The organism is Hyphococcus luteus, from assembly GCF_002943565.1.
Lineage (GTDB): Bacteria > Pseudomonadota > Alphaproteobacteria > Caulobacterales > Parvularculaceae > Hyphococcus > Hyphococcus luteus.
This window is the reverse complement of sequence record NZ_PJCH01000005.1, coordinates 102,973-126,504: the sequence shown is the minus strand read 5'-3', so window position 1 is coordinate 126,504 and position 23,532 is coordinate 102,973. Positions and strand designations below refer to the sequence as shown.

The following is a 23,532-nucleotide window of genomic DNA, read 5'->3' as shown; positions in this document are numbered from 1 at the left end:
AGGCCCCGCCTGTCAGTTTAGGGGAATATGAGAGGGGTCATGAAACCGATTACCGCATTTTTCGGCGCCGCCGCGATGGCGCTTGCCGCCGGCGTTTCCGGCGCGAGCGCGCAAAACTCCATGGGCTCGGGCGAGAGCTCCGGGATGGGGCTTTCCAATCCTGAAACCGTGGTGCGCAAATTCAGCGTCCAGTCCGTGGGGCCGGTCCTGAACGAGCTCGGCATGCCGTGGCAGGTGGGCCAGCTCTCCAATGGCGCGCAATACATGCATGCGGCCGCTGGCGGCATGCAGTTCGTGCTGTTCTTCACCGCCTGCACCGGGACGGAATGCGCCGGCATGCAGAGCCTGATGATGTTCGGCGAGACGGGCGCCAATTCGCAGACCGTGCAGGCCTTTAACGCGCGCTATCCGTTTGCGACGGCCGGCATCGACCAGGAAGGCTCGGCCTATATCAGCCGCTACGACATCGCCGATTACGGCATTCCGCGCGGCAATATCGCCTCGTCGCTGGTCAACTTCCTCCTGTTGAGCGAGATGTTCGCGAAAGAGCTCGCCAACTCCCACCAGACGGTGAGCCTTGAGGGTTATGCGGGCGATCTCTCCTCAAGCCATCTCAATCGCCAAGAGCTCAATCACGTCGCCGGCGCGGAGACCGGCTATTCCAACCAGTCCGATCAGCATGCGGACGGTTTCGAGCAGGGCGCGGAGCTGATCCGCCTTTTCCTCGAAGACGACGCCGCCCCGCGCAACAAGATCTCCAATGTGAAAGACTGATTGTTTCGCCAAAAGGTTTCGGAAAAGGCGTCCTCCGGGACGCCTTTTTTGTTACTTGCCTTTTATGCGCGGGACCAAAAAAATTTGAACTAATATAAACCACGCTATGAGCGACGCGTATCCGAACAAGCCGCCACCGAGCTCTGATATTACTACTGCAAGCGCAATCGCTACGGCCATGGTGGCGAACATGAGCATGTAAGCTGTAAGTTTCGACATGGCGCGCTAGCTTTTTGAATGTTTCATTTTACCCCAGCATGCAGTTCAGGCCCGCCTTCGCTAAAGCTACGGCGCGGCACGCCTGTTCGCAGCAAGTCTTCTTGGGTTGGAACAACCCTGCGAAGCCTTGGCGAAGCAGGGTGGTGGGCGCGACTGGGATTGAACCAGTGACCCCTACGATGTCAACGTAGTGCTCTCCCGCTGAGCTACGCGCCCTTTTAAAGGTGTGGAGCGGCGGAAGCCGCTCCGGCAGGAAGGCAGGCTCTCTAACGGGAAAATTTGTAGGGCGCAAGTCTTCAGAGCCTGATCAAAACGGGCGAGGTGATGTGCGGAGCGGGAAGATCAGACGGTCGGTTCAGCGCCCCGATGCGGCTTCGGCTCTGATCTCTTAAGAATAAGAGCCTTTAGGGTATCGGTTTTCGGCTGGCGGCCGTCTGTCCATTGGGCTCCAAGAACGGGCCGCCGGCTTAGGAGCAGGGCTCTTAAGCGTTCCAGGCTCAATTTGGCGTTTGGCTCAGGCCGCGACCACGCGCTCGACCTCATAGACGAGGTCTTTGAGGTGGAACGGCTTCGACAGGACTTTCGCGTCCTCCGGCGCCTGGTTGGCGGCGTTCAGGGCCACCGCGGCGAAACCGGTGATAAACATGATCTTCATTTCCGGGTCGATTTCGGTCGCCCGGCGGGCGAGCTCGATCCCGTCCATGACCGGCATCACGATGTCGGTGAGGAGAAGGTCGAATTCGCGCAGTTGCAGTTCGGTGAGGGCTTCGTCCCCTTGCGAGGCGTCGATGACCGTATGGCCGGCCCGTTCGAGCGCCTTTTTCAGGAACCGCCGCATGGAATCGTCGTCTTCCGCCAACAGAATAGCCGCCATTTACGCTGACCCTTGTTTTCTCTCGTTAAACTGAACGAGGTGACTGTCCTATATGGGGATTGCGGCGAGGCCCGCCCCCAGTGGTTTCCCCCGGGCAATGCAAAAAACGCTCCGCCGGGCGCGCCATTAACGGTTTGGCCTTAACGAATCCTGCAAGTTGCAGCTAACATGCAGCAAGTCATTTTGATTTCAAGCCTCGGAGAGCCTTCGTCCGCCCATGCCGCAAGAGACCGATAACAAAGGGAGCTTCCCGCCGCGCCGCGCCGTCGAGGTGCTCTCGCCGCGTCAGGCGGCGACGCCCCTTGTCTTCGCCTCGCCGCATTCGGGGCGTGACTATCCGGGCGAGCTGTTAAGGAACTCCCGGCTCGACCGGCACGCCCTGCGCCAGTCCGAGGACTCTTATGTGGATCTCCTGTTCGACGAGGCGCCGCATTTCGGGGCGCCGCTGTTAAGGGCGCTGTTCCCCCGCGCCTTTGTGGACGTCAACCGCTCGCGCGACGAGCTCGATCCGCGCATGTTCGCCGACGGCCTGCCGAAATCGGCCGACAGCCGCTCGAGCCGGGTGATCGCCGGGCTCGGCGTTATTCCGCGCATCGTCGCCGACGGGCAGGATATTTACGGACGCAAGCTTTATTATTTCGACGCAAGGCGGCGCCTTGCGGCCTGTTACGATCCTTATCATACGGCCTTGAAGGGGCTTATCGACGAGGCCCGGGCGCGGTTCGGCTGCGCCATCCTGATCGACTGCCATTCCATGCCGTCGGCGGGCGGCGCGCCGTTCCGCTCCGGCGAGCCGCGGATCGATTTCGTTCTCGGCGACCGTTTCGGCTCGTCCTGCTCGCCGTCCATCTTCCGCTTCGTGGAGGATATCCTCACCGGCTTCGGCTATCAGGTGGCCCGCAACGCGCCTTACGCCGGCGGCTATGTGGCGTCTTCCTATGGCCGGCCGCGCAGCGGCGTCCACGCCCTGCAGATCGAGATCAACCGCGCGCTTTATCTCGACGAGCGCCGGATCGCTCGCACCGAAGGCTTCGAGCATCTGCGCCGGAACATGATCACGCTGATGGAAAAGCTCACCGCTTTCGACGCGGAAGACCTGCGTTCGCCCCAGGCGGCGGAATAGCGGGCGCTTTCGCGGCGGGGCCCATGACGGGCCCGCTGTGCGGCCTCCTGTGCTGCTAAAACCGAAAAAATCTAGCGGCCGCAAAGTCCACGAGCTATACTCAGCGGTCTGGCGGCGAAAAAAAAGGCCGCGGACGAACCGCGGCCTGAAGTCGTTAGGGAGGAAACGCCCAAGAACTGGGCAGCAGCGCCATCGCGCTACAAAAACAACATAGCAAAATGATTTTTGCGTCGCAACAATTTTTTTGCGTCGCAACATTCTTTTAGGGAAAATTGGGTGAACTTTAAGAGAAAACGCCAATATTTAGCATAATGATCCCAATACCGCATGATTTTCGGCATTAAATCGTTTTGAGGTCGCTTCTCAGCCTGAAAACAGACATATCTTGCGGGGCCGCGTCCGAGGGACCGCTTTCAGGGGCGAAAATGCAGCCGAAAGGCCACGCAGAAGGAAGCGATGCGGGCGGATTTCACAAGCGGACGCCGCCGGTTTTGACGGCGAACAGCGAAAACGGGCCCGCCCGTCTTTCCGGCTGGCAAGGGGTTGCAGACCGGTGACGGGGGTTCTAAGGCCAGCCGTTCCGCTTTCCGGTTGAACCACAAGGCTTTAAAAAGAACCGCTCCCCTAAGCGCCGTTGCAAACGGGCGCTCTTGCAAGACAGGCCCTGCCTCATGACTGACCCGAAACCGCTGCCGGCGAGAACGACCGAAAAGAAAAAAAGTGCGTTGCGCCGCTTCGGCTCCGGCATGGGCCGTTTCACCCGGCCGAAAAAAATGTTCGACATGCCCAAAGGCGAAGAGGGGCTGAAGATCGTCATCGCCACCGACGCCTGGAAGCCGCAGCTCAATGGCGTCGTCAGAACGCTCGACACGCTCGGCAAGATCCTCACCGATTTCGGCAATGAAGTGCTTTACATCACGCCGAACGAGTTCCGCTCCATTCCGCTGCCGTCCTATCCGGAAATCCGGCTGTCTTTGATGCCGAACCGGAAAGTGTCGAAGATGATCAACGATTTTCAGCCCGACGCCATTCACATCGCCACGGAAGGCCCGATCGGGCGCGCCACGCGCCGGTTCTGCAAGCGCCGCGGCTATCCCTTCACCACGAGCTTTCACACCCGCTTCGCCGAATACGCCAATGAACGCTGGAAAGTGCCCACAAGCTGGGGCTACGGCATCCTGAAAGATTTTCACAAGGACGGCGAAACCATGATGGTGGCGACGCCGGGCCTGATGGAGGAGCTTGGGGAGCGCGGCTTCACCGACATGAAGCTCTGGGCGCGCGGCGTCGATCTCGACCAGTTCGTTCCCGGCGACCGTGCTTTTCTCGACCAATATAAACGGCCGATCTTTTTATATGTCGGGCGTCTGGCGGTGGAGAAAAGCATCGAGGACTTTCTCGAAGCCGACCTGCCGGGCACGAAAGTTATTGTCGGCGACGGCCCCCAGCGCGAAGAGCTCGAAGAGAAATACAAGGACGCCGTCTTTACGGGGCCGAAATATGGCGAGGAGCTGACGCGCTATTATCAGGGAGCGGATGTTTTTGTCTTTCCCTCGCGCACTGACACGTTCGGCCTTGTCAATGTCGAAGCGCTCGCCTGCGGCGTGCCGGTGGCGTCCTATCCGGTGCGCGGGCCGCTTGAAATCCTTGACGGCGCGCCCGCGGGCTGCGGCGCCATGGACGAGGATTTAACCAAGGCGTGCCTTAAGGCGTATGAAAACCGCGATCCGAAAGCCTGCCGCGAATGGGCGGAGCGGTTTTCCTGGGAGGCGGCGTCGCGCCAGTTCATCATCAATCTCGAAACCGTCGGCTTCGACGAAAACTTCTGGCTGCGCTCGGCCAAGATGATCGACTAGCCTTGAGGTGAAGGCCGTTCTGTTCCGGAATGGAACGGTTAATCCTCATTCGGGATATGCGCGAAGCCCCGCGCACATCCTCTGCGGGATGAAATCGTCTTTTAGGCGAGCGAAATTCCGCTGTTTCACGCTTCCGGCATGGGCTTTGCGTTCTCTCCACCCGAAAAACCGGACCGGCGCTTGCGAGACCCGCCCTGCGCCGCTCCTTTGAAAGGGACAGGTGGAGTTATGGCTACGGCGCATCCGATTGATGTTCATGTGGGCCGGCGGTTGCGGCAGCGCCGTCGCCTTTTGGGGCTCACCCAGGAGAAGCTGGCGCAGGCGGTGGATATCCGTTTTCAGCAGATCCAGAAATATGAAAGCGGCTCGAACCGCATTTCCGCGTCGCGGCTGTGGTCGCTGGCGAAAGCGCTCGACGTGTCGATTTCCTATTTCTTCGAGGGCGTCAACGGCGCCGAACCGCAGCTCGATTTCGACCTCCGGGCCGAGGCCGGTTTCGCCGAAGCCCCCGCCGAAGGGCTTCTCGACGAAAAGGAAACCATGGACCTGGTGCGCTATTACTACCGGCTCGAAGAGGAGCCGCGCCGCCGCCTGCTCGATCTGGCGCGCGCCCTGTCCGAAGTCTGAAGGCTTAAAAACGACTGCTGAAAAAGCGGCGTCTTTCTCTTCCTTGCACGCTGAACGACTTGAACTTGGGCGCGGCGGTCATCATGATCGCCGCGCCATGTCCTTTTCGCAAAACGACCTTTCCGAATACGCCGCCTTCGCCGGCCGGCTCGCCGATGCGGCGCGCGGCGAGAGCCTCACGCGCTTTCGCAAGGGCGCGACCATTTTCAATAAGGCAGGCCCCTGGTTCGATCCGGTGACCGACGCCGACCGCGAGGCCGAACGCGCGTTAAGGCGCATGATCGAAAGCGTCTATCCGGGGCACGGGCTTCTCGGCGAGGAATTCGGCGAAAGGGAAGGCGAGGGGGCCTGGCGCTGGGTGCTCGACCCTGTCGACGGCACCCGCGCTTTCATGTGCGGAACCGTAAGCTGGACGACATTGATCGCGCTTGAACATGACGGCGCGCCGGTGCTGGGGATGATCGATCAGCCGTTTACGGATGAACGCTGGCTGAGCGTTGGCGGAAAAACCGTTTACACGCATGGCGATGAAACGCGCGACGTCAAAACCAGCGGCCTTAAAGACATCGCCAAGGCGCGCCTTTCCACCACCGATCCCTTGCCGACCGGCTATTTTTCAGATGCGGAAGCCGCGGCTTTCGCGCGGGTCGCCAAGGCCGCGCGCGTGGCGCGCTATTCCCTCGACGCTTACGCTTACGGCCTTCTCGCCATGGGCGAAATCGACCTCGTCATCGAAAGCGCGCTGCAGCGTTATGATTACGCCGCGCTTCTCCCTGTGATCGAAGGCGCCGGCGGCGTCGTCACCAATTGGCAAGGCGAGCGGCCCGGAAGCGACGACAAGGGCGAGATCATCGCCGCGGCGACGCCCGAATTGCACGCAGCGGCGCTGGCGCTCTTGGCTGGCTGAGCGCTGGCGGCGGCGTTACAAATTTGACATTTTCGGGCGTTAGCATCTGAAAAACATGCCTTTGTCTGGAGACATGCCATGAAACCGCAATCCGCCGCGGCGCTCGCCGCGCCTTTCCTTTTCCTCGCCGCCTGCGATCTCAGCCCGGAATCGTCGCATGGTTTCCGGCTCCCCGATGGCGACGCGCAAGCGGGACGTCAGGTCTATATCGACAAGCAATGCGCGAGCTGCCACGCCATCGAAGGCATGGAGGATTTGCGCGACGGCGTTGAGCCGGAAATGACCGTCGCCATCGGCGGCATGACGACGCGGGTCGACACTTACGGCCAGTTCGTGACCTCGGTCATCAATCCCTCGCACAAGATTGCTCAGGGCTACCGGTCGGAAGAATTCGCCGAAGGCGGCGTTTCGAATATGCGCAATTACAATGACGTCCTGACGGTGAGCGAGCTCATCGATCTCGTCGCCTTCCTGCAGGATCGGTATTCGGAATTTCCCGATTACTAGGAAGCGATTGCGCCGTTCTTGAAAACCGGCGCGGCGAACTCGTCGAAGGCCTTGAAATAAAGCGCGCGGATGGCGTCGCGCTCCATCATGATTTCATGCAAGGCGCCGGGAATGAGTTCGAGCGAGATCATCTCGCTTGCGCTTGCAATGGTTTCGTGGTCGGCGCCGTCGATCAGCTGTTCGCTGCCGGCGGAGACGATCAGCACCGGGATTTTAACGTCCTCAAGCGCGCCGGGCGCATGAATTTCCGCGCTTGCCTTCATCGCCGCGTCGACCCAGCCAAAAGTCGGCGCCGTCGGCGCGGCTTCCGGTTCGGCGAGCTTTAAATCGCGAAAGCGGTTATAGCGGGACTTGTCGCTGGTCAGGATGTTGCCGTCGAATCCTTCGGAAAGGTCTTTGGCCGGCGCGGTCTGGTTGCAGGCGAAGCCAAAGGTGCAGGCCGTCGACGCCGCGAAGGCGAGCACCTTGTTCTGGACTTCCGGAAAAAGCCGGGTCATGGGCGAGCATAAAACCGCGCGGGCGAAACCGTCATAACCTTCGGCGAGAAGCTTCAGCGCCGGCATGCCGCCCATGGAATGGGTCATCAGGACGTAAGGCCCGGCAAAGCGCGGCTTGACGTGCGCTTCGTGGAAATCTTTGAGATCTTCTTTCAGGACGTCGAAGAAATCACGCCATTTCGCATCCCGCGCGCGCTCCCGGTCGGAAAGGCCCTGGCCGCGCCAGTCGATCATCGCGACATTGAGCCCGCGTGATTGGAGATCGCGCACAGTCTCGAAATATTTTTCGATGAATTCCGCCCAGCCGGTGACGAGAAGAACCGTGCCGCGGGCGTTCGCCGTCGGAAAGAAGGCGGCGCGCAAGGGCGCCCCGTCCGGCGCCGCGATGGTTTCAACGCTGGCCCCCTCGGGCGGGGGATTGCCGGCAATGTCGATGAAGCGGCTCATCGCCCCTCGTGCAGGTTGAGCCGCGCCATGACGCTCATGTCGCCGGCGACGGCGAGGCGTCCTGAAAGATAAGCGCTGTCAAAGGCCCGCGCCGTCGCCAGCGCGCGCTGCAGGGTTTCTTTCGGACCCCGCCAGCAGCAGGCCGCCGCGTCGCCGTCCGGCGCGGCGGAAAGAAGCTGCGGCGGCTTTCGCCGCCCGTCCACCCACAGGCTCTCGCCGTCTTCGGGGCGCAATTCCAGAACGGCGCCGAACGCGGCGGCGAAGGCTTTCTCCGCCGCCGCGTAGAGGGGGTCTTTTTCCGGTTTGTCGGTCATTATTCGAGAAGCGCGCCGTCCGCCGCGATGGGCTTGCGGAATTTCAGGGTGAAGCGGTCGCTTTCCCCGATCGCATCGTAATGGGCGCGGTCGAAGCCCGGATTGTCCTGGCCGCGCACGGCGGAAGAACGGCGCACCGGCGGCAGGGTCCACACGCCGAAAGGATGGTCCTTGGTGTCTTTCGGATTGGCGTTGATCTCCGAAGATGCGTCGAGATCGAAGCCGGCGGCTTCGGCCATGGCGATCACATCGTCCGTATAGACATAGCCTGACGAACCGTCATGGGACGCTTCCGACCCGTCGGCGCGGTGTTCGACAATGCCGAGCACGCCGCCGGGCTTCAGGGCGCGATAAAATTCCTCAAAAGCGAAGTCGGCGATATCGCCGCCCATGAAGCTGTGAATGTTGCGGAAGGTGAGAACCATGTCTGCCGAGCCTTCCGGCGCGATGTGATGACCGTCGCCGAGCGCCGTCATTTCGACGTCGCCGTAAACATCCGGCTGTTCCGCATAGGTTTCGCGAAAGGTCTCGAGCGCGGCGAGGGTGCGCTCGCTGGCGCCGTCCGGGGAGAAGCTTGCGGCGTAAAGCTTGCCGCCGCCTGTTTTGAGGTAAGGCGCGATCACCTGGGTGTACCAGCCGCCGCCGGGATAGACTTCGACCACGGTCATGTCAGGCTCGAGGCCGAAAAACAGGAGCGTTTCCTTGGGGTGGCGGTATCGGTCGCGGGCGCGCTCCTCATCCGTGCGGTGATCGCCGGCGAGGACGGCGTCAAGCCGCGCGGCGTCGGTCATGGGCGCGGCCTCTTCCGCCGCGTTTTCGGTCTCGGGTTCGCCGCCACAGGCCGCAAGCCCCGCCGACGCCATGATAAGTCCCGCCCAGAGGGCTGTTTTCGTGATCATCTCTTCTCTCGCTCCGGTTCGGTAAAGCGGGCTCTTTATCATGCTTTTCCGGCCGGTCGAAGCCGGCTCCCCCTTAACTTGAACGCCCGCCTCTTGAACTCCGTCCGGGGGCGCCTAAATCGAGCCGTGATGGAGGCCAAACCGGCTCCGTCCGCGCCTTTCCGGCCAGACGGCGGAATGCGGGCGCGATTTCAACCTCGCTTGAACAAGGAGGACAAGCAAATGCGCAGCAGTTTCGATCTCACCCCCCTTTATCGCTCCACGGTCGGTTTCGACCGCGTCTTCGACCTGCTCGATTCCATGGGCAAGGCCGAGACCGGCGGTTATCCGCCCTATAATATCGAGCGCCTCGACGAAAACGATTACCGCATCACGCTCGCCGTCGCCGGATTTTCCGAAGACGAGCTCGATGTCGAGCTGCATGAAAACACCCTGACGGTCACCGGCTCCCACCAGGAAGACGACGAAGACCGCACTTTCCTGTATCAGGGCATCGCCGGCCGCTCTTTCCAGCGCCGCTTCCAGCTCGCCGAGCATGTGAAAGTCGCGGGCGCCTCGCTCGTCAACGGCCTTTTGAACGTTGAACTGCGCCGGGAAATCCCCGAATCCGCGAAACCGCGCAAGATTTCCATCGCGGGCGAAAAAGCCGGCAATGTGAAGGTCCTGAAAGACGCCGACGCCGCTTAAATAAGCGAACATCGCGCTTTCAATTCCCCATTTAAGTGTAGTCCCTCTCTGACTTGGGCGCGGGGTTTGTCCCCCGCGCCCTTTTTAATTGCCTCAAGGCTTGTTACGCTGCGGGACAGAAGCCGGGGGTGCGGCGAGGAATGGGGCCCATGAAAATGTTGCGTTTTGCCTTAGCGGGAATGGCCGCGGCTTTCTTGGGGGCCTGCGCCAGCGATCCGGGGCCGGTCACCGGCGAATCCATTTCGATCCCCTACGATCCTTACGATTTCGATCCCGACGACCTCCAGGCCGAGGCTGACGCCCATTGCGAGGCTTACGGCCTCCGCGCGGTCTATGACGGCGAGACGGTCGACACCCAGTCGGTGCGCTGGCGCTACCGGCATTTCCGCTGCGTATAGAGGCCGCCCCTCATCAACAAGATTGTGACGGCTTTTGCATCCCGCTGCGGCGCGGACTATCCTTGCACGGATTGGTCTCGGAAAGCGGGGAGCGATGAGGCGGTCAACCCAAAGCGAAACGTCACACGGCACGGCGGCCGGGCAGATGCCCATCGATGTCAGGCTTGTCGATGAACACGGCCTGACAAGGCGTGAGGCCGAATGCGCGACGCTGTTGCGGTATGGCGTGGCTGCGGCGGAGCTGCCGGAGCGGCTCGGCGTCACCAAGTCGACCATGCGGAAGCATTTAAGCGGGTTGCGCGAAAAGATCGGCGTGAAGACAACGCAGGATCTTATTGTTTTTCTGATGAAGGCGGCGGCGGACGACAATATCGCGGCCTATCATTCCTGGCCGCCGGTCTCCGTCGCGCCGTTAAAGGATTTCGCGGCCGTTACGCTGCGCTATGGCGATCTCGCCGAGGACTGCCGCGGCAAGTTGCAGCTTATCGAGATGCTGGCCGTCCTGCGCGATCATCTCGAGGCGGAGTTCGGCGCCCGTTATGTTTTCTACAGCTATTCGCCGCTTTCCGTTTACAGCCTTTTGCGCGACGATGTCCTGCGCGTGACGCTGGCGCCGCCGCAGATCGTCGAGGCGCTGCACGCCGCCGGTCCGACCCTCGACAGCCCGTCTGCGCGCCAGCTTTTTGCAAAGCCGGACGGAATCGCCTTTGTGGACGGACGTTCGGACCATTACGAGGAAGCCTCGCCCGGAGTGCAGGCGTTCTACGACGTGTGTTTGCAGGACGGCGTGCGCTATGGCGTTTCTTTCGGTTTCCCGAGCGGCGGCGCTTTTGTGGGCGTTTCCGTCAGCCTCGATGAAAGCGTCGCGGATGCGCAAAAGCTCGTCGCCGAACGCGGGGAGGAAATGCGCGCCGCCGCCATGGTCATGCATAATTGCGCCTGGACCTATGGCGCGCTTGCCGCCGCTTACGGCCTGACGATCCGCGAGCGTGACGCGCTCAGCCTGCTGGCGCAAGGGCGGCGCGCCGCAGAGGCCGCCGAGCTCATGAAAATGTCGGAGCGCGCCCTCGGCTATCTCCTCATCGGCGCGCGCCAGAAACTCTCCGCCGAAACCAATGCCGAAGCCGTCTGCAAGGCCGCCGCCGCGAATATTTTAGTCTTTCGCTAACCGATTTTGCCGGAACCGGAAGGGTTCTGGTCAGGGGCGCCAATACCCGCCTCCGCCGCTTCGCCTTAAAATAGAGCGCATCCGGATCGTTTCTCGGTCCGGGCGTTTTTAGTTGTGCGTAATTTCGGCATGGGGGAGACAATGCGGATATCTTTCAAACGGACTTTCTTCGGGCAGGTTGTTCCGGGCTTGCTGGCGGCCGGGGCCGTCTTTTACGGGGCGGCGAAAGCGGCGCCGATTACGAGTTTTGACGGGACAGAAGTCTCGCTCGCCGTGAATGTGACGTCGGATGGACGCGCCTGCGAACCGGGCGACTGCTATCAGAGCGCGCCTTACGGGCCGCTGACGGTTTCGCTGCTCGGTTCCAATACGGCGACGATCGGCGACGGTCACGAATTCACGCTCTATCTCACCGGCTCCGGCATCTACGGTCCGTCATCGGGGTATCTGAATATCGACCTGCTTGATGATGGGACCATTGAAGCCTCCGCGCAGTCGGGGTTCGCTCTCGGCAGCGCGCGCATGACGGATTTCTCGTTCGATTTGAGCTTCGCTTTCAGCGACCCGGCCATCGAAGTGCTGACGGCGAGCACGGCGGGCGGTCTCGGGCGCGGAAGCACCTCGGTGTCGGGGAGTAATCCGATCGTCTGGACGTTTATGAATGAAAATGACAACGCCTTCGGCCAGGTTATGACCTTCAACGCGAAAGGCGCGGGGCCGATTCCGTCGGTCATCTTCACCGCCGATCAGAATGTCCTGCCGCCGTCGGAAGTGCCGCTTCCGGCCGCCGCGCCCTTGATGGCGGCGGGGCTCGGCGCGTTCGGGTTTGCGGGGATGCGCCGCAAGCGCAAGGAAGACGCGCTCAGTCCTCGTCAGTGAGAAGCGCCTTCAGCTGGTCGTAAATTTCCGCATTAGTCGCGAGGATCGATCCGGCGTTGAGGAAGTCCCTGCCGCCTTCGATCTCGGTGACCATGCCGCCAGCCTCGCGCACGAGCACCGCGCCGGCGGCGACGTCCCAGATGTTCAAATGGCGCTCCCAGAACCCGTCGAAACGTCCCGCCGCCACAAAGGCGAGGTCAAGGGCTGCGGCGCCGAAGCGCCGGACGCCCGCGGTTTCCTTCAACACGCGCTTGGCCTCGGCGAGGGCTTCCTTGCGGCCCGGTCGCCCCGCGAAAGGCAGCCCGCAGGCGAAAAGAGAGGCGCTTAAATCGTCGCGGCCCGAGACGCGGATGCGCCGGTCGTTCAAATAGGCGCCTTCGCCTTTTTCGGCCCAGAAAAGCTCATCCGTCGCCGGGTTGAAGACGACGCCGGCGTAGGGCTGGCGGTCGCGCTCGAGCGCGATGGAAATCGCGAATTGCGGCAGGCCATGCAGGAAGTTCGTGGTGCCGTCGAGCGGGTCGACGATCCAGCGGTTGGAATTGTCCGTTCCTTCGATCTCGCCGCGCTCTTCCATGATGAAGCCGTATTTCGGGCGCGCCCGCGACAGCTCTTCGAAGATGTCCTGCTCGGCCTTGTGGTCGGCGCGGCTGACGAAATCCGCCGCGCCCTTGCGCGACACCTGCAAGGCCTGGGTCTCGCCGAAATCGCGGGTCAATCCGCGGGCGGCCTTGCGGGCGGCGTTGATCATCACAGTCATCAGGGCGGAGGCGTGGGGCATGAGAGCTTGCTTTAAAGGGTTAAGGCGCTTTTGAGGATTGGGCGCGCACCATACGCCGCGGCGCCGCTTGTGCAAGCCTTTCGCGGGGGCGCCGCCGGCTTTCCGGCCGCCTCGCGCCTTTTCGTTAATGTCACGCGCCGGACCTCCGTCCGGCCGTCCAGTTCCGGGACGCTCCATGTCCGATTCCACGACCAGCTTTTCGCCAGCTTTGCAGGAGACCCCGTCGCTGACGGCGCGCGTCGCCCGCGGCGCGGCCTGGATCTTCGGCGCCGGGCTGATCGCGCGGGCGCTCGGGGCGGTCAACACCATCGGCGTCGCGCGGCTCCTGGCGCCGGACGCCATCGGCGTCGTCGCAACCGCGACCATCATGATGCAGCTCCTGCAGGGGATCTCCGATATCGGCGTCTCCCAGGCGGTGGTGCGGTTTCGCGATGCGGGCCGCAAAGACCTCGACACGCTGTTTACGCTTTCGGCCTTGCGGGGCTTGGTCATCGGCGCGGCGCTTCTCGCTTCGGCGCCGCTCGCAGCGCAGTTTTATGACGATCCGCGCCTGTTCTGGACTTTCGCCGGGGTCGCGGCCTTTCCGGCGATGATGGGGCTCGTCAATCCGCGCTTTTACGAGTTCGAGCGCGAGCTCAAATTTTCGCGCGAGTTTATCGCCACGATTTTAAACCGGCTGGCGGGCGTCGCCGTTTCGCTGACCGTCGCGATCATCTTTCGCACCTATTGGGCGATCATCTGCGGGCTGATTGCGGGCGGGTTCGTGCAGCTTGTCCTGTCTTATGCGTTAAGGCCGCATCTGCCGCGCTTCAGCTTCAAATCCTTTTCGAAAGTCTTTGGCTTTTCGGGGTGGCTTGCAGGCGTCAGCTTCATGGCGGCGCTCAACAACAAGCTCGACGTGCCGATCCTGACGCGCCTCGCAGGCGGCGGCGGGGCGGGCGTCTATTTTATGGGGCTGCATCTGTCCGAACTTGCTGCGGGCCAGATCGCGGGGCCGGTGACCCGCGCGCTCTATCCAGGCCTGTCGGAGATGCAGGGCGAACCGGACCGCATGCGCGCAGCGTTTTTAAGGGGGGTCGAAGCTTTGGGCGCCTTCGCTATGCCCGCCGCTTTCGGGCTTGCTTTCGTTGCGCGGGATTTCACCGCCGTGGTGCTGGGCGAGAAATGGGCCGAGGCGGCGCCCGCCATCGCGCTTCTGGCGCCGGTGATCGGATTGCAGTCCCTGTTTTTTGCAACGCAAGCCTATGCGGTGGCGCTGGGGCTCACGCGCCTTGTCTTTTTCCGTGAGCTGATCTTTTTCCTCGTGCGCATGCCGGTTTTCATCTGGGCCGCCATGGCGCACGGCCTTCAGGGCGCGGTCGCCGCTGCGGCGGGGATGGGGCTCTTTCACGTCGCTCTCAATTTCGCCCTCTTTGCGCGGGCCGGGGGCGGGGCGTTCTGGGCGCCCTTGTGGAGCGCGCGTCGGCCCATCGGCGCGGTCGCTTTGATGGCGCTCTGGTTTCTCGCCTTGCGCCCTATCGTCCTCCCCCTGGAGGGGCTGGCGCCGGTCTGGCGGCTCGGGCTCGACAGTCTCTCCGGCGCCGGCCTTTATGTCGCGGCGCTCTTTGCGCTCTGGCGCGCCGAGGGCGCTCCCGACGGGGTCGAGACCCGGGCGCTCGCCGCCATCGCCGTGACGGCGAAACGTCTTTCCCGCAATTAACCGGTCCTACTGCACGCGATAGTTTCTTGCCCGCGCGCCCTCGGCTAAAAGAATCCTTCGCGCAGCAAGAAGGACAGTTCCGATTATGGCCGACCCCGCGCCGCTCGACCCGGCCAAGACCGCCGCCGCCGCATTCAAGCTGCTGGCGGAAAATCCCATGTTCAAGGTGGGCGAAGCGGAAATCCGCGGCGCTGCCTACCGGGTGTTCGAGAATGCCCCCAAGAGCCTCGCCGGGCTTTTCGCGGCGAGCGCCGTCACCCATGGGGAGAAAGAATTCCTCATTTTCGAGGATGAGCGGATCAGCTTCGCCGAGCTGTGGCGGCGCGCCTGCCGCCTCGCCAACGCCCTTCATGACGAACTCGGCGTCAAACAGGGCGACAAGGTCGCCCTTGCGATGCGCAATTATCCCGAATGGTGCGTCAGCTATATGGCGGTGATCGCGCTCGGCGCCGTGGTCGTGCCCCTGAACGCCTGGTGGAAGGAAGAAGAGCTTCATTACGGGCTTCAGGACTGCGGCGCGAAGATCGTCATCGCCGATAAAAAGCGCCTCGACTATATCGCGCCCTTAAAAGACGAGCTTGGCCTGACGCTGGTGCTCGCGCGCGAAGAGGGCGGCGCCGATTACCGCTATGAAGATCTGATCGCGGGCGCAAAAAGCGACGCCGCGCCCGACGTCGACATACATCCGGACGACGATTTCTGCATTGTCTACACCTCGGGCTCCACGGGCCACCCGAAAGGCGTCGTCCTCACCCATCGCGGGGCGATTTCAACGCTGTTTTCCTGGTCTTTCGTTGCGGCGGTCCTGAAAGAGGTGCGCGGCGGGGTCAGCCCTTTCGGCGACGATCCGGGCATCCTCCTGGCGATCCCGCTGTTTCACGTTACTGGTTCGCACTCGATCTTTCTTCTTTCCTATATGGTCGGCCGGCGCATGGCGATGATGTATCGCTGGGACCCGAAAGAGGCCGCAAATATCATCAACCGCGAAAAGCTCACCAATTTCGTCGGCGTGCCGAGCCAGTCTTTCGAGTTGATGCAGGCGGTGGGGCCGGAAGGCCTGCCGAGCCTCATCGACATCGGCTCCGGCGGCGCCAAGCGGCCCGCCGAGCATGTCAAAAAACTGGCGAAAAAATTCGAATACGGCAAGCCGTCATCCGGTTACGGATTATCGGAGACCAACGCGCTCGGCTGCGTTATCTCGCAAGGCGATTATCTCGCCCGGCCCGATTCGACGGGACGTCCCGTGCCGCCGGTCACCGACATCAAGATTATGAATGAGGCCGGCGAGGAGGTTCCGCGCGGCGAGGCCGGCGAAATCTGGATCAAAAGCCCCGCCAATTTCCGCGGCTATCACAACCTGCCCGAAGACACCGCGAAATCCATTACCCCCGACGGCTGGTTCCGCACCGGCGACCTCGGCAAGATGGACAAGGAGGACTATCTCTACATCGTCGACCGCATCAAGGACGTGATCATCCGCGGCGGCGAAAACATCTCCTGTCTCGAGGTCGAAAACCGCGTCTATGAGCATGGCGACGTCGCCGAGGCGGTGGTGTTTTCCGTGCCCGATGAAGTGATGGGCGAACGGGTCGGCCTGGTGGTTTATCCGAAAGACGGGATGAGCATCGATGTGGAGGATTTGCGGCGCTTCATCGCCGAGGACCTCGCCGAGTTCAAGGTGCCCGAGCGCATCTGGATTTCGCCCTCCAAGCTGCCGCGCCTCGGCACGGCGAAATTCGACAAGATCACGGTGAGAAAGATCGCGCTCCAGCATCCGCCGGCGTTATCAGTTTAAGGTGTTTCATGACGTTTCACCTTGGATATCTCTTGTTTGATGAAGCAGGGGCGCATGTCAGATGCAAATGCGATGACCCGCTAAATGCGCATCAATTAAAAATACTTGAGGAGGCGCAGTCGGTTGTTTCTTCAGTGTATGAAGTGGTGGAGACGTCCGATTTTTTTCGCCTTAATTTGGAAGATTTTGCCTCTACGGCTTCTCATGTATTGGAAGAGGCAAAAGCTGGGGGCGCAAAGATAGTATCAGACCCAAACTGGCTGCTTCGTGCAAAGACACGATTTGGCCAACGGTTTTCAAACATACTTTACTCTTTTTCTGCCATGCGGGACATTTGTAGTCGCATAATTTCATCATCGTTTGGCGATAAATCTCAGCAGGCCAAGGGTTTTAAAAAGCTTTTAAGCGATGAATTTGACAATTGTTTCGCACACCGGCTGTTTTATAAGTTACGAAATTACTCAAGCCATTATTCTATTCCTGACTTGGACATCTATCTCCTGCGCCTGCCACAAAGGGGTGGTCCTGCAGAAAGTGCAGAGCTAAAAATTGAGATTAGTAAGACTGTGTTGACAGTCTCTTCTTTTGGCTGGGGAAAAATCTTAATTGCAGATTTGACCTCTCCCCCAGATGAAATCAATATTGCCGAAGTTATCCAAGAACTAGGAATGAGCATGGTTCGTATGCTGTCCTACGTTCTCAATAGTTATGAAGGCAGGTTGGTAAAAAGTGGATATGTTCTTTGGTCAGCTTGTTTCGTTGCCGGTGTGCCGGAAAATGGTAGGCTGGTGGCATGGGACGGCACGAGGGTTACTTCGCAAGACCATGATGGTTGCCGTCTCATGTTAGTCCCACAGTTTAATGATTGCTGGCGCCAGCTTCAGTCAGCAAAAGCTTCTGTCTAAATCCCTGCTTTTATGCCTACCGCACTGCATCAAAAGCTTGCACGGGGCCAAAAAGGCGGAGAAAACCGTTCCGTCATGTGAGGAGAGCGGGGCGTGCTGGAAATCCGGCCCAATTTCGAATGGTGCGACAAGGACCTGCCGCCCGATGCGGTCGAGGCGCGCATCTGCACTTATGAGTGCGCCTTCTGCGCGACTTGCGTCGACACTGTGCTCCATAATGTCTGCCCGAATTGCGGCGGCGGCTTCGCGCCGCGCCCGATCCGCCCGAAGACGCCGCGCCGAAATCGGCGAATTCTGTGCGGGCCTGAAAGACACGCCGTCCGAACAACGATGAGAAACAGAAAAGGAGCGCCGAGATGAGCGACCTTGAAACGTTCCGCGCCGAAGCGCGCCAATGGCTTGAAGAAAACTGCCCCGAGGAGATGCGCGACGGCGCCGCCGGCGAGGAAAACGTCTGCTGGGGCGGCAAGCAGTGGAAATTCCAGTCGGACGCCCAGAAACTCTGGCTCGACCGCATGGCGGAAAAAGGCTGGACCGTGCCGGCCTGGCCGAAAGAATATGGCGGCGGCGGACTTTCGAAAGAGGAAGTGAAAGTCCTGAAAGCGGAGATGCGCGACCTGAAATGCCGCTCGCCGCTCGAAAGCTTCGGCATCTGGATGCTCGGTCCCGCGCTTTTGAAATACGGGACCCATGAACAGAAAGCTCATTTCCTGCCGCCCATCGCGCGCGGCGAAATCCGCTGGTGCCAGGGCTATTCCGAACCCAACGCCGGCTCGGACCTCGCATCTTTGCAATGCAAGTGCGAGGACAAGGGCGACCATTGGTTGATCAACGGCCAGAAAATCTGGACCTCTTACGCTGACAAATCCGACTGGATTTTCGTGCTGGTCAGGACCGATCCGAAAGCCACGAAGCATAACGGCATCAGCTTCATTCTGATCGACATGGACCAGAAGGGCGTCACGACGAAGCCGATCAAGCTGATCTCCGGCAACTCGCCTTTCTGCGAAACCTTTTTCGACGATGCAACTGCGCCGAAGGAATACGCGCCGGGCGTCTCTGCGATTGTCGGCGAGATCAATCGCGGCTGGGACGTCGCGAAATATCTGTTGACCCATGAGCGCGAAATGATTTCCGGCGGCGCGGGCAGCGTCGGCAACGCCATGTCCTCGCGCGGCATGGGCCAGGTCGCCGCGGACGAGGTTGGCCGCGAAGAAGGCGGACGGCTCGCCGATCCCTTGTTGCGCGGAAAAATCGCGCAGGCCGAAGTCGACGGCTGGGCGTTCCTGTTGACGCTAGAGCGCATGAAAGACGAAGCCAAAGCCGGACAGGGCGTCGGCGCCAATTCCTCCATGCTGAAATATTACGGCACGGAATATAACAAACGCCGCTTTGAAATTCTTATGGATATGGGCGGCTCCGACGAGCTTGAATGGGAAGGCGAGCGCACCAAGGACGGCAAACGCGCGCGCAACTGGCTCCGCACCAAGGCCAACTCCATCGAAGGCGGCACCTCGGAAGTGCAGCTCAACATCATCGCCAAGCGCATTCTCGAACTGCCGGGCGCATAAGCGACGAAGGTTTTTACATGAGGGTCTTGAAGAGCATTCTCTTTGCAGGGTTTTGGGCGCTGTTAGCGGGCGGCGTTTTTGATGTTATCAACGTGGCCGTCAAGGTTGGTCTGGATGGAAAGACATTGTTTTCATCGGTGTGTTTGTTGAATGGGCCGAAGAATGGATGTGGAGGAGTATTGCTTTTCTATTTCATCATGTTCGCTGTTTTTCTTTTTGTCGGAGTCCTCAGGTTTCATCGCAAAAAATAAACACCTCACGAAGCGGCTATTAGTGCATTAATCGCGACAGGATTGGAAAAGTAACATGCCTCTCGTCCTCACCGAAGAACAGGAAATGCTGCGCGAGTCGGCGCACGGATTTCTGGAGACAAAAGCGCCGGTCTCCGCCTTGCGCAAATTACGCGATGCGAAAGATCCAGACGGATTTTCCCGCGATCTCTGGAAAGAAATGGCGGAGATGGGCTGGGCCGGGATTCTCGTCAGCGAAGAACATGGCGGCGCCGATTTCGGGTTTGTGGGCGCCGGGGTCCTCGCCGAGGAAATGGGCCGCACCCTGACGGCCTCGCCGTTCCTTTCGACCTCGATCCTCGCCGCGACGGCGTTCAAGAAGATCGGCAGCGACGCCCAGAAACAGGAGAACCTGCCGAAAATTGCGGGCGGCGAGGCGCTCTATGCGCTGGCCGTCGATGAGACCCGCAAGCACGGCCCCGCCAAAATCGCCATGCAGGCGGAAAAGCACGGCAACGGGTTCAAGCTGTCCGGCGACAAGACCTTTGTCGCCGACGGACATGTGGCCGACAAGATCATCGTTGCGGCGCGCTCCGCCGGTTCGGCCGGCGAGACGGACGGGCTGACGCTCTTCCTCGTGGATGCGAAGGCGAAAGGCGTCTCCGTGGAGCGCACGGCGATGATCGACAGCCGCAACGCCGCGCGCATCACATTCGACGGCGTCGAAGCGACCGGCGACGATGTTCTGGGCGAAGTCGATGGCGGCTATATGGCGCTTGAAGGCGTCTTAAACGCCGGGCGCGCCGGGCTTTCGGCTGAAATGTCGGGCGCCGCGCAGCAGGCTTTCGCCATGACCGTGACTTATCTCAAAGAACGCAAGCAGTTCGGGACCGAGATCGGAACCTTCCAGGCGCTGCAGCATCGCGCCGCGCATCTTTATTCGGAAATCGAGCTTGTGAAATCCGCGGTTCTGAAAGCGCTGCAGGAGCTCGACGAGAATTACGGCATGGCGGGGCCGATCTGTTCGCTGGCCAAGGCCAAGGCCGGGGAGGTCGCCAAGCTCGCCAGCCAGGAAGCCGTGCAGATGCATGGCGGCATTGGCATGACAGACGAATATGATGTCGGTTTTTACATGAAGCGCATCCGCGTCGCCCAGGAAATGTTCGGCGACGGGTCTTTCCACGCCGACCGGCTCGCGCAGATGCGCGGTTACTGATAAGCCTTCGGCGACATTTTTAAGGAGCCTGCCCATGCCGTCTGCAACGCCGGAGACCATCAATGATTTCGTCGGCAAGGAAACTGGCGTTTCCGACTGGGTCGAAATCGATCAGGAGCGGATCGACCAGTTCGCCGATGTGACCGAAGACCATCAGTTCATCCATGTGGACCCGGAAGCGGCGGCGAAGACGCCTTTCGGGACGACCATCGCCCACGGCTTTCTGACGCTCTCTATGTTGTCGAAGCTGGCCCCGGGCGCCGTCATCGTGTTCGAAGGCGTCAAGATGGGCGTCAATTACGGCTTTGAAAAAGTGCGTTTCGTCAATCCGGTGAAGTCAGGCCAGAAAATCCGCGGACGCTTCACGCTGATGTCTGCGGACACGAAGGCGCCTGGCCAGTGGACTTTTAAATACGCTGTTAAAGTCGAGATCGAAGGGGAGACGAAGCCCGCCCTTGTCGCCGAATGGCTGACCATGCAGTTTGTGTGAGGGAGCGGTTCAATGTCTGAACATGTTGCGGACATCGTCTGGGAGCGCGAAACGGAAAGTTTCGCCTATGACGATTACAACCGCACCCATGTCTGGCGTTTCGACAACGGGCTTGAGATCGCCGCCGCCGCCGCGCCCGGCTATCTTGGCGATCCTTCCTGCCTCGATCCAGAAGAGGCGTTCGTCGCCTCCGTTTCAAGCTGTCATATGCTGACTTTTCTCGCCATCGCCGCGCGCAAGCGCCTGACGGTCGACGCCTATGAAGATCACGCGGTCGGGCATATGGAGAAAAACGCCGAGGGCCGACTCGCGATCACCCGCGTCAATTTGCATCCCAAGATCAAATTCGCCGACGGCGTCGAGGTCGATGCCGATACGCTTGAGCGCATGCATCACAGCGCCCATGACCAGTGCTTCATCGCCAATTCGGTGAAGACCGAGATTATCGTCCATTATTAAGGAGCAGTCCCTTGTCGATCAGATTTGACGGAAAAGTCGCTATTGTCACCGGCGCCGGCAACGGTCTCGGCAAGTCCCACGCGCTGGCGCTCGCCGAACGCGGCGCGAAAGTCGTCGTCAACGATCTCGGCGGCGCGCGGGACGGATCCGGCGGATCGCTTTCCGCCGCGGAAGAAGTCGTGAATCACATCAACGCCTTGGGCGGCGAGGCGATCGCCGACGGCGCCAATGTCACAAACGAGACGCAAGTCGCCGCCATGGTGAAAGCCGCCATGGACAAATGGGGCCGCATCGACATTCTGGTGAACAACGCCGGCATTTTGCGCGACAAGTCGTTTCACAAAATGACGCTCGACGATTTTCGCGCCGTGATCGACGTGCATCTCGTCGGTTCGGCGATCTGCACCCATACGGTCTGGCCGATCATGCGCGAGCAGGCCTATGGCCGCGTGATCATGACGTCTTCGCCCTCGGGCCTTCACGGCATTTTCGGGCAGGCGAATTACGGCGCCGCGAAAGCCGGGATGATTGGCATGATGAACGCGCTGCATCTCGAAGGCGCGAAATACAACATCAAGACGAACCTCCTTTCGCCGTCCGCCAAGACGCGCATGACCGTCGATCTCGGCATTCCCGAAGAAATTCTCGACCAGATGACGCCCGAAGCGATCACCGCGGCGATGCTTTACCTTGTCAGCGAAGACGCGCCGTCTCGCGCGATTGTGTCCTGCGCCGCGGGCGGTTATTCGCGCGCCTATGTCGTCGAGACTGACGGCGTTTACCTGCCGCCGGACATGCAGACGCCGGAAGAGATCGCGAAAAAGTGGGATGAAATTTCGGACACCGAGACCGTACATTATTACGAGACGTCTTCGGGCCCGAACATGAACTTTATGACCAAGGCGAAAGCCTACGCGGAAAAGAAATAGGAATTTTATCATGAGAGAAGCCGTCATCGTTTCGACCGCCCGCACGCCCATCGGCAAGGCCTATCGCGGCGCTTTCAACAACACCACCTCGCCGGCGATGGCGGCTCACGCCATGACCAACGCCATTGCGCGCGCCAAGATCGAGCCGGGCGAGGTCGAGGATGTGGTGGCCGGCGCGGCGCTGCAGATGGGCACTGCAACGCCTAATGTCGCGCGCCTTGCGCTCCTGCGCGCCGGATTGCCGCATGAGGTCCCGGGCATGTCCCTCGACCGGCAATGCGCGTCGGGCATGATGGCGATCGCGACCGCGGCGAAGCAGGTGATCTCCGACAACATGCAGGTCGCGATCGGCGTCGGCGTCGAGTCGATCTCCATGAACCAGACCAAGCAGATGTTCGTGCACCCCGATCCGTGGCTCATCGAAAATCTGCCCGCCACTTATATGCAGATGATCGAAACGGCGGAGATCGTCGCTGAGCGCTACAATATCCCCCGCGAGGCGCAGGACGAATACGCCCTGCAATCGCAGCAACGTACCCACGCCGCGCAGCAGGCGGGCAAATTCGACGATGAAATCGTGCCGCTGCAAAGCGTCATGAAATTCATGAACAAGGAGACGGGCGACGTCACCGATGTCGAGGCGCATCTCGAAAAGGACGAGGGCAACCGCCCCGAAACGACGCTCGAAGGTCTGCAAGGGCTGAAGCCCGTCTTCAAAGGCGGCCAACAGGTGGCGGAAGGCAAATACATCACCGCCGGCAACGCCTCGCAATTGTCCGACGGCGCCTCCGCCGCCGTGGTCATGGAAGCCAAGGAAGCGTCAAAACGCGGACTTTCACCGCTCGGGATTTACCGCGGCATGGCGGTCGCCGGCACCAACCCCGATGAAATGGGCATCGGCCCCGTCTTCGCCGTGCCGAAGCTCCTCGAAAAGTTCAATCTCAAGATGGACGATATCGGCCTTTGGGAGCTGAATGAGGCTTTCGCGGTGCAGGTCATCTATTGCCGCGACAAACTCGGCATTCCCGATGAGCTCCTGAACGTCAATGGCGGCGCCATCTCCATCGGCCACCCCTACGGCATGTCCGGCGCGCGCATGGTCGGCCACGCCCTGATCGAGGGCAAACGCCGCGGCGCGAAATATGTCGTCTGCACCATGTGCGTCGGCGGGGGCATGGGGGCGGCGGGTTTGTTTGAAGTCGCGTAAAACGCCTTAATCCTTCGAGACGCCAAGCCCCTTCATCCTGAGGGCGGCGAAGCCGCGTCTCGAAGGACGAAGGGGCT

At 60.9% G+C, this 23,532-nt stretch carries 26 protein-coding genes and 1 tRNA gene; 21 read left to right on the top strand and 6 right to left on the bottom strand.

The features are described from left to right. The first annotated feature begins 39 nt into the window (after positions 1-39). Positions 40-774: a YbjN domain-containing protein gene (locus CW354_RS05440; RefSeq protein WP_165793543.1), complete on the top strand. Its 735-nt coding sequence runs from the start codon at positions 40-42 to the stop codon at positions 772-774. 360 nt (positions 775-1,134) lie between these two features. On the opposite strand, the gene CW354_RS05435 is transcribed toward CW354_RS05440, so the two are convergent. Further along, positions 1,135-1,209 (bottom strand) — tRNA-Val (locus CW354_RS05435). Between the two features lie 298 nt (positions 1,210-1,507). Then, positions 1,508-1,867 carry a cell cycle two-component system response regulator CpdR gene (cpdR, locus tag CW354_RS05430; protein ID WP_104829044.1) on the bottom strand — a complete coding sequence of 120 codons (360 nt, stop codon included), beginning with the start codon at positions 1,865-1,867 and terminating at the stop codon, positions 1,508-1,510. Between the two features lie 217 nt (positions 1,868-2,084). Between cpdR and CW354_RS05425 the strand changes: the two genes are divergently transcribed. The 5 genes from CW354_RS05425 to CW354_RS05405 all read left to right on the top strand — a co-directional run bounded on the left by CW354_RS05425 (position 2,085) and on the right by CW354_RS05405 (position 6,887). Next, positions 2,085-2,990, top strand: a complete 906-nt coding sequence (locus tag CW354_RS05425; RefSeq protein WP_104829043.1) for an N-formylglutamate amidohydrolase — start codon at positions 2,085-2,087, stop codon at positions 2,988-2,990. A 671-nt stretch (positions 2,991-3,661) separates the two neighbouring features. Further along, on the top strand, positions 3,662-4,846 hold the full coding sequence (locus CW354_RS05420; RefSeq protein WP_104829042.1) for a glycosyltransferase family 4 protein: 1,185 nt from the start codon (positions 3,662-3,664) through the stop codon (positions 4,844-4,846). Between the two features lie 228 nt (positions 4,847-5,074). Next, complete coding sequence (locus CW354_RS05415; RefSeq protein WP_104829041.1) at positions 5,075-5,473, top strand: helix-turn-helix domain-containing protein; 399 nt, start codon at positions 5,075-5,077, stop codon at positions 5,471-5,473. A 97-nt stretch (positions 5,474-5,570) separates the two neighbouring features. Beyond that, a complete protein-coding gene (locus CW354_RS05410; protein WP_104829993.1) occupies positions 5,571-6,380 on the top strand; it encodes an inositol monophosphatase family protein in 810 nt (269 codons plus the stop codon). Positions 6,381-6,458: 78 nt separating this feature from the next. After that, positions 6,459-6,887, top strand: a complete 429-nt coding sequence (locus tag CW354_RS05405; RefSeq protein ID WP_104829040.1) for a c-type cytochrome — start codon at positions 6,459-6,461, stop codon at positions 6,885-6,887. Here CW354_RS05405 and CW354_RS05400 read toward each other — a convergent pair. Genes CW354_RS05400 through CW354_RS05390 form a run of 3 tightly spaced genes read right to left on the bottom strand, consistent with a single transcriptional unit; the run spans position 6,884 to position 9,044 of the window. Then, positions 6,884-7,831, bottom strand: a complete 948-nt coding sequence (locus tag CW354_RS05400) for an alpha/beta hydrolase (protein ID WP_104829039.1) — start codon at positions 7,829-7,831, stop codon at positions 6,884-6,886. The two genes, CW354_RS05405 and CW354_RS05400, sit on opposite strands and share 4 nt — an antisense overlap. Further along, positions 7,828-8,145: a hypothetical protein gene (locus tag CW354_RS05395; RefSeq protein ID WP_104829038.1), complete on the bottom strand. Its 318-nt coding sequence runs from the start codon at positions 8,143-8,145 to the stop codon at positions 7,828-7,830. The genes CW354_RS05400 and CW354_RS05395 overlap by 4 nt, the downstream gene beginning before the upstream one ends. Further along, on the bottom strand, positions 8,145-9,044 hold the full coding sequence (locus tag CW354_RS05390) for a class I SAM-dependent methyltransferase (protein WP_104829037.1): 900 nt from the start codon (positions 9,042-9,044) through the stop codon (positions 8,145-8,147). Before CW354_RS05390 ends, CW354_RS05395 begins: the two co-directional genes overlap by 1 nt. A gap of 222 nt (positions 9,045-9,266) precedes the next feature. Between CW354_RS05390 and CW354_RS05385 the strand changes: the two genes are divergently transcribed. The 4 genes from CW354_RS05385 (at position 9,267) to CW354_RS05370 (ending at position 12,176) form a co-directional block, all read left to right on the top strand. Then, positions 9,267-9,731, top strand: coding sequence for an Hsp20 family protein (locus CW354_RS05385; RefSeq protein WP_104829036.1), 465 nt, complete (start codon positions 9,267-9,269; stop codon positions 9,729-9,731). A gap of 179 nt (positions 9,732-9,910) precedes the next feature. Further along, positions 9,911-10,129: a hypothetical protein gene (locus CW354_RS05380; protein WP_104829035.1), complete on the top strand. Its 219-nt coding sequence runs from the start codon at positions 9,911-9,913 to the stop codon at positions 10,127-10,129. 94 nt (positions 10,130-10,223) lie between these two features. Continuing rightward, entirely contained in the window at positions 10,224-11,297 is a 1,074-nt protein-coding gene (locus CW354_RS05375; protein ID WP_104829034.1) for a LuxR C-terminal-related transcriptional regulator, read from the top strand. A gap of 141 nt (positions 11,298-11,438) precedes the next feature. Beyond that, positions 11,439-12,176, top strand: coding sequence for a hypothetical protein (locus CW354_RS05370; RefSeq protein WP_104829033.1), 738 nt, complete (start codon positions 11,439-11,441; stop codon positions 12,174-12,176). On the opposite strand, the gene CW354_RS05365 is transcribed toward CW354_RS05370, so the two are convergent. Further along, positions 12,160-12,954 (bottom strand): inositol monophosphatase family protein, encoded by a 795-nt coding sequence (locus CW354_RS05365; protein WP_104829032.1) that lies wholly within the window; start codon positions 12,952-12,954, stop codon positions 12,160-12,162. The genes CW354_RS05370 and CW354_RS05365 overlap by 17 nt on opposite strands. Positions 12,955-13,129: 175 nt before the next feature. Between CW354_RS05365 and CW354_RS05360 the strand changes: the two genes are divergently transcribed. From CW354_RS05360 to CW354_RS05315, 11 genes are all read left to right on the top strand, one after another. Continuing rightward, positions 13,130-14,653 (top strand): oligosaccharide flippase family protein, encoded by a 1,524-nt coding sequence (locus CW354_RS05360; RefSeq protein ID WP_165793542.1) that lies wholly within the window; start codon positions 13,130-13,132, stop codon positions 14,651-14,653. 85 nt (positions 14,654-14,738) lie between these two features. Further along, positions 14,739-16,448: a class I adenylate-forming enzyme family protein gene (locus CW354_RS05355; RefSeq protein ID WP_104829030.1), complete on the top strand. Its 1,710-nt coding sequence runs from the start codon at positions 14,739-14,741 to the stop codon at positions 16,446-16,448. Positions 16,449-16,456: 8 nt separating this feature from the next. Next, positions 16,457-17,353 carry a hypothetical protein gene (locus CW354_RS22985; protein ID WP_133162190.1) on the top strand — a complete coding sequence of 299 codons (897 nt, stop codon included), beginning with the start codon at positions 16,457-16,459 and terminating at the stop codon, positions 17,351-17,353. Between the two features lie 93 nt (positions 17,354-17,446). Next, complete coding sequence (locus tag CW354_RS24035) at positions 17,447-17,713, top strand: DUF1272 domain-containing protein (RefSeq protein ID WP_104829029.1); 267 nt, start codon at positions 17,447-17,449, stop codon at positions 17,711-17,713. Next, positions 17,710-18,924 (top strand): acyl-CoA dehydrogenase family protein, encoded by a 1,215-nt coding sequence (locus CW354_RS05345; protein ID WP_104829028.1) that lies wholly within the window; start codon positions 17,710-17,712, stop codon positions 18,922-18,924. The genes CW354_RS24035 and CW354_RS05345 overlap by 4 nt, the downstream gene beginning before the upstream one ends. 26 nt (positions 18,925-18,950) lie before the next feature. Further along, positions 18,951-19,175 (top strand): hypothetical protein, encoded by a 225-nt coding sequence (locus CW354_RS05340; protein ID WP_133162189.1) that lies wholly within the window; start codon positions 18,951-18,953, stop codon positions 19,173-19,175. A gap of 55 nt (positions 19,176-19,230) precedes the next feature. Beyond that, positions 19,231-20,370, top strand: coding sequence for an acyl-CoA dehydrogenase family protein (locus CW354_RS05335; protein ID WP_104829026.1), 1,140 nt, complete (start codon positions 19,231-19,233; stop codon positions 20,368-20,370). A 34-nt stretch (positions 20,371-20,404) separates the two neighbouring features. Then, the gene (locus CW354_RS05330; RefSeq protein ID WP_104829025.1) at positions 20,405-20,860 is read left to right on the top strand and encodes a MaoC family dehydratase; all 456 of its coding nucleotides are present in this window, start codon (positions 20,405-20,407) and stop codon (positions 20,858-20,860) included. Positions 20,861-20,872: 12 nt separating this feature from the next. Continuing rightward, entirely contained in the window at positions 20,873-21,319 is a 447-nt protein-coding gene (locus tag CW354_RS05325) for an OsmC family protein (RefSeq protein WP_104829024.1), read from the top strand. An 11-nt stretch (positions 21,320-21,330) separates the two neighbouring features. Continuing rightward, a complete protein-coding gene (locus CW354_RS05320) occupies positions 21,331-22,248 on the top strand; it encodes an SDR family NAD(P)-dependent oxidoreductase (RefSeq protein ID WP_104829023.1) in 918 nt (305 codons plus the stop codon). A gap of 10 nt (positions 22,249-22,258) precedes the next feature. Next, positions 22,259-23,455: an acetyl-CoA C-acyltransferase gene (locus CW354_RS05315; protein ID WP_104829022.1), complete on the top strand. Its 1,197-nt coding sequence runs from the start codon at positions 22,259-22,261 to the stop codon at positions 23,453-23,455. Positions 23,456-23,532 lie beyond the last annotated feature (77 nt).

Excerpts from the sequence above, each read along its gene's own strand:
- CW354_RS05440 (WP_165793543.1), top strand. The coding sequence starts at position 40 with ATGAAACCGATTACCGCATTTTTCGGCGCCGCCGCGATGGCGCTTGCC.
- cpdR (WP_104829044.1), bottom strand. The coding sequence starts at position 1,867 with ATGGCGGCTATTCTGTTGGCGGAAGACGACGATTCCATGCGGCGGTTC.
- CW354_RS05425 (WP_104829043.1), top strand. The coding sequence starts at position 2,085 with ATGCCGCAAGAGACCGATAACAAAGGGAGCTTCCCGCCGCGCCGCGCC.
- CW354_RS05420 (WP_104829042.1), top strand. The coding sequence starts at position 3,662 with ATGACTGACCCGAAACCGCTGCCGGCGAGAACGACCGAAAAGAAAAAA.
- CW354_RS05415 (WP_104829041.1), top strand. The coding sequence starts at position 5,075 with ATGGCTACGGCGCATCCGATTGATGTTCATGTGGGCCGGCGGTTGCGG.
- CW354_RS05410 (WP_104829993.1), top strand. The coding sequence starts at position 5,571 with ATGTCCTTTTCGCAAAACGACCTTTCCGAATACGCCGCCTTCGCCGGC.
- CW354_RS05405 (WP_104829040.1), top strand. The coding sequence starts at position 6,459 with ATGAAACCGCAATCCGCCGCGGCGCTCGCCGCGCCTTTCCTTTTCCTC.
- CW354_RS05400 (WP_104829039.1), bottom strand. The coding sequence starts at position 7,831 with ATGAGCCGCTTCATCGACATTGCCGGCAATCCCCCGCCCGAGGGGGCC.
- CW354_RS05395 (WP_104829038.1), bottom strand. The coding sequence starts at position 8,145 with ATGACCGACAAACCGGAAAAAGACCCCCTCTACGCGGCGGCGGAGAAA.
- CW354_RS05390 (WP_104829037.1), bottom strand. The coding sequence starts at position 9,044 with ATGATCACGAAAACAGCCCTCTGGGCGGGACTTATCATGGCGTCGGCG.
- CW354_RS05385 (WP_104829036.1), top strand. The coding sequence starts at position 9,267 with ATGCGCAGCAGTTTCGATCTCACCCCCCTTTATCGCTCCACGGTCGGT.
- CW354_RS05380 (WP_104829035.1), top strand. The coding sequence starts at position 9,911 with ATGGCCGCGGCTTTCTTGGGGGCCTGCGCCAGCGATCCGGGGCCGGTC.
- CW354_RS05375 (WP_104829034.1), top strand. The coding sequence starts at position 10,224 with ATGAGGCGGTCAACCCAAAGCGAAACGTCACACGGCACGGCGGCCGGG.
- CW354_RS05370 (WP_104829033.1), top strand. The coding sequence starts at position 11,439 with ATGCGGATATCTTTCAAACGGACTTTCTTCGGGCAGGTTGTTCCGGGC.
- CW354_RS05365 (WP_104829032.1), bottom strand. The coding sequence starts at position 12,954 with ATGCCCCACGCCTCCGCCCTGATGACTGTGATGATCAACGCCGCCCGC.
- CW354_RS05360 (WP_165793542.1), top strand. The coding sequence starts at position 13,130 with ATGTCCGATTCCACGACCAGCTTTTCGCCAGCTTTGCAGGAGACCCCG.
- CW354_RS05355 (WP_104829030.1), top strand. The coding sequence starts at position 14,739 with ATGGCCGACCCCGCGCCGCTCGACCCGGCCAAGACCGCCGCCGCCGCA.
- CW354_RS22985 (WP_133162190.1), top strand. The coding sequence starts at position 16,457 with ATGACGTTTCACCTTGGATATCTCTTGTTTGATGAAGCAGGGGCGCAT.
- CW354_RS05345 (WP_104829028.1), top strand. The coding sequence starts at position 17,710 with ATGAGCGACCTTGAAACGTTCCGCGCCGAAGCGCGCCAATGGCTTGAA.
- CW354_RS05335 (WP_104829026.1), top strand. The coding sequence starts at position 19,231 with ATGCCTCTCGTCCTCACCGAAGAACAGGAAATGCTGCGCGAGTCGGCG.
- CW354_RS05330 (WP_104829025.1), top strand. The coding sequence starts at position 20,405 with ATGCCGTCTGCAACGCCGGAGACCATCAATGATTTCGTCGGCAAGGAA.
- CW354_RS05325 (WP_104829024.1), top strand. The coding sequence starts at position 20,873 with ATGTCTGAACATGTTGCGGACATCGTCTGGGAGCGCGAAACGGAAAGT.
- CW354_RS05315 (WP_104829022.1), top strand. The coding sequence starts at position 22,259 with ATGAGAGAAGCCGTCATCGTTTCGACCGCCCGCACGCCCATCGGCAAG.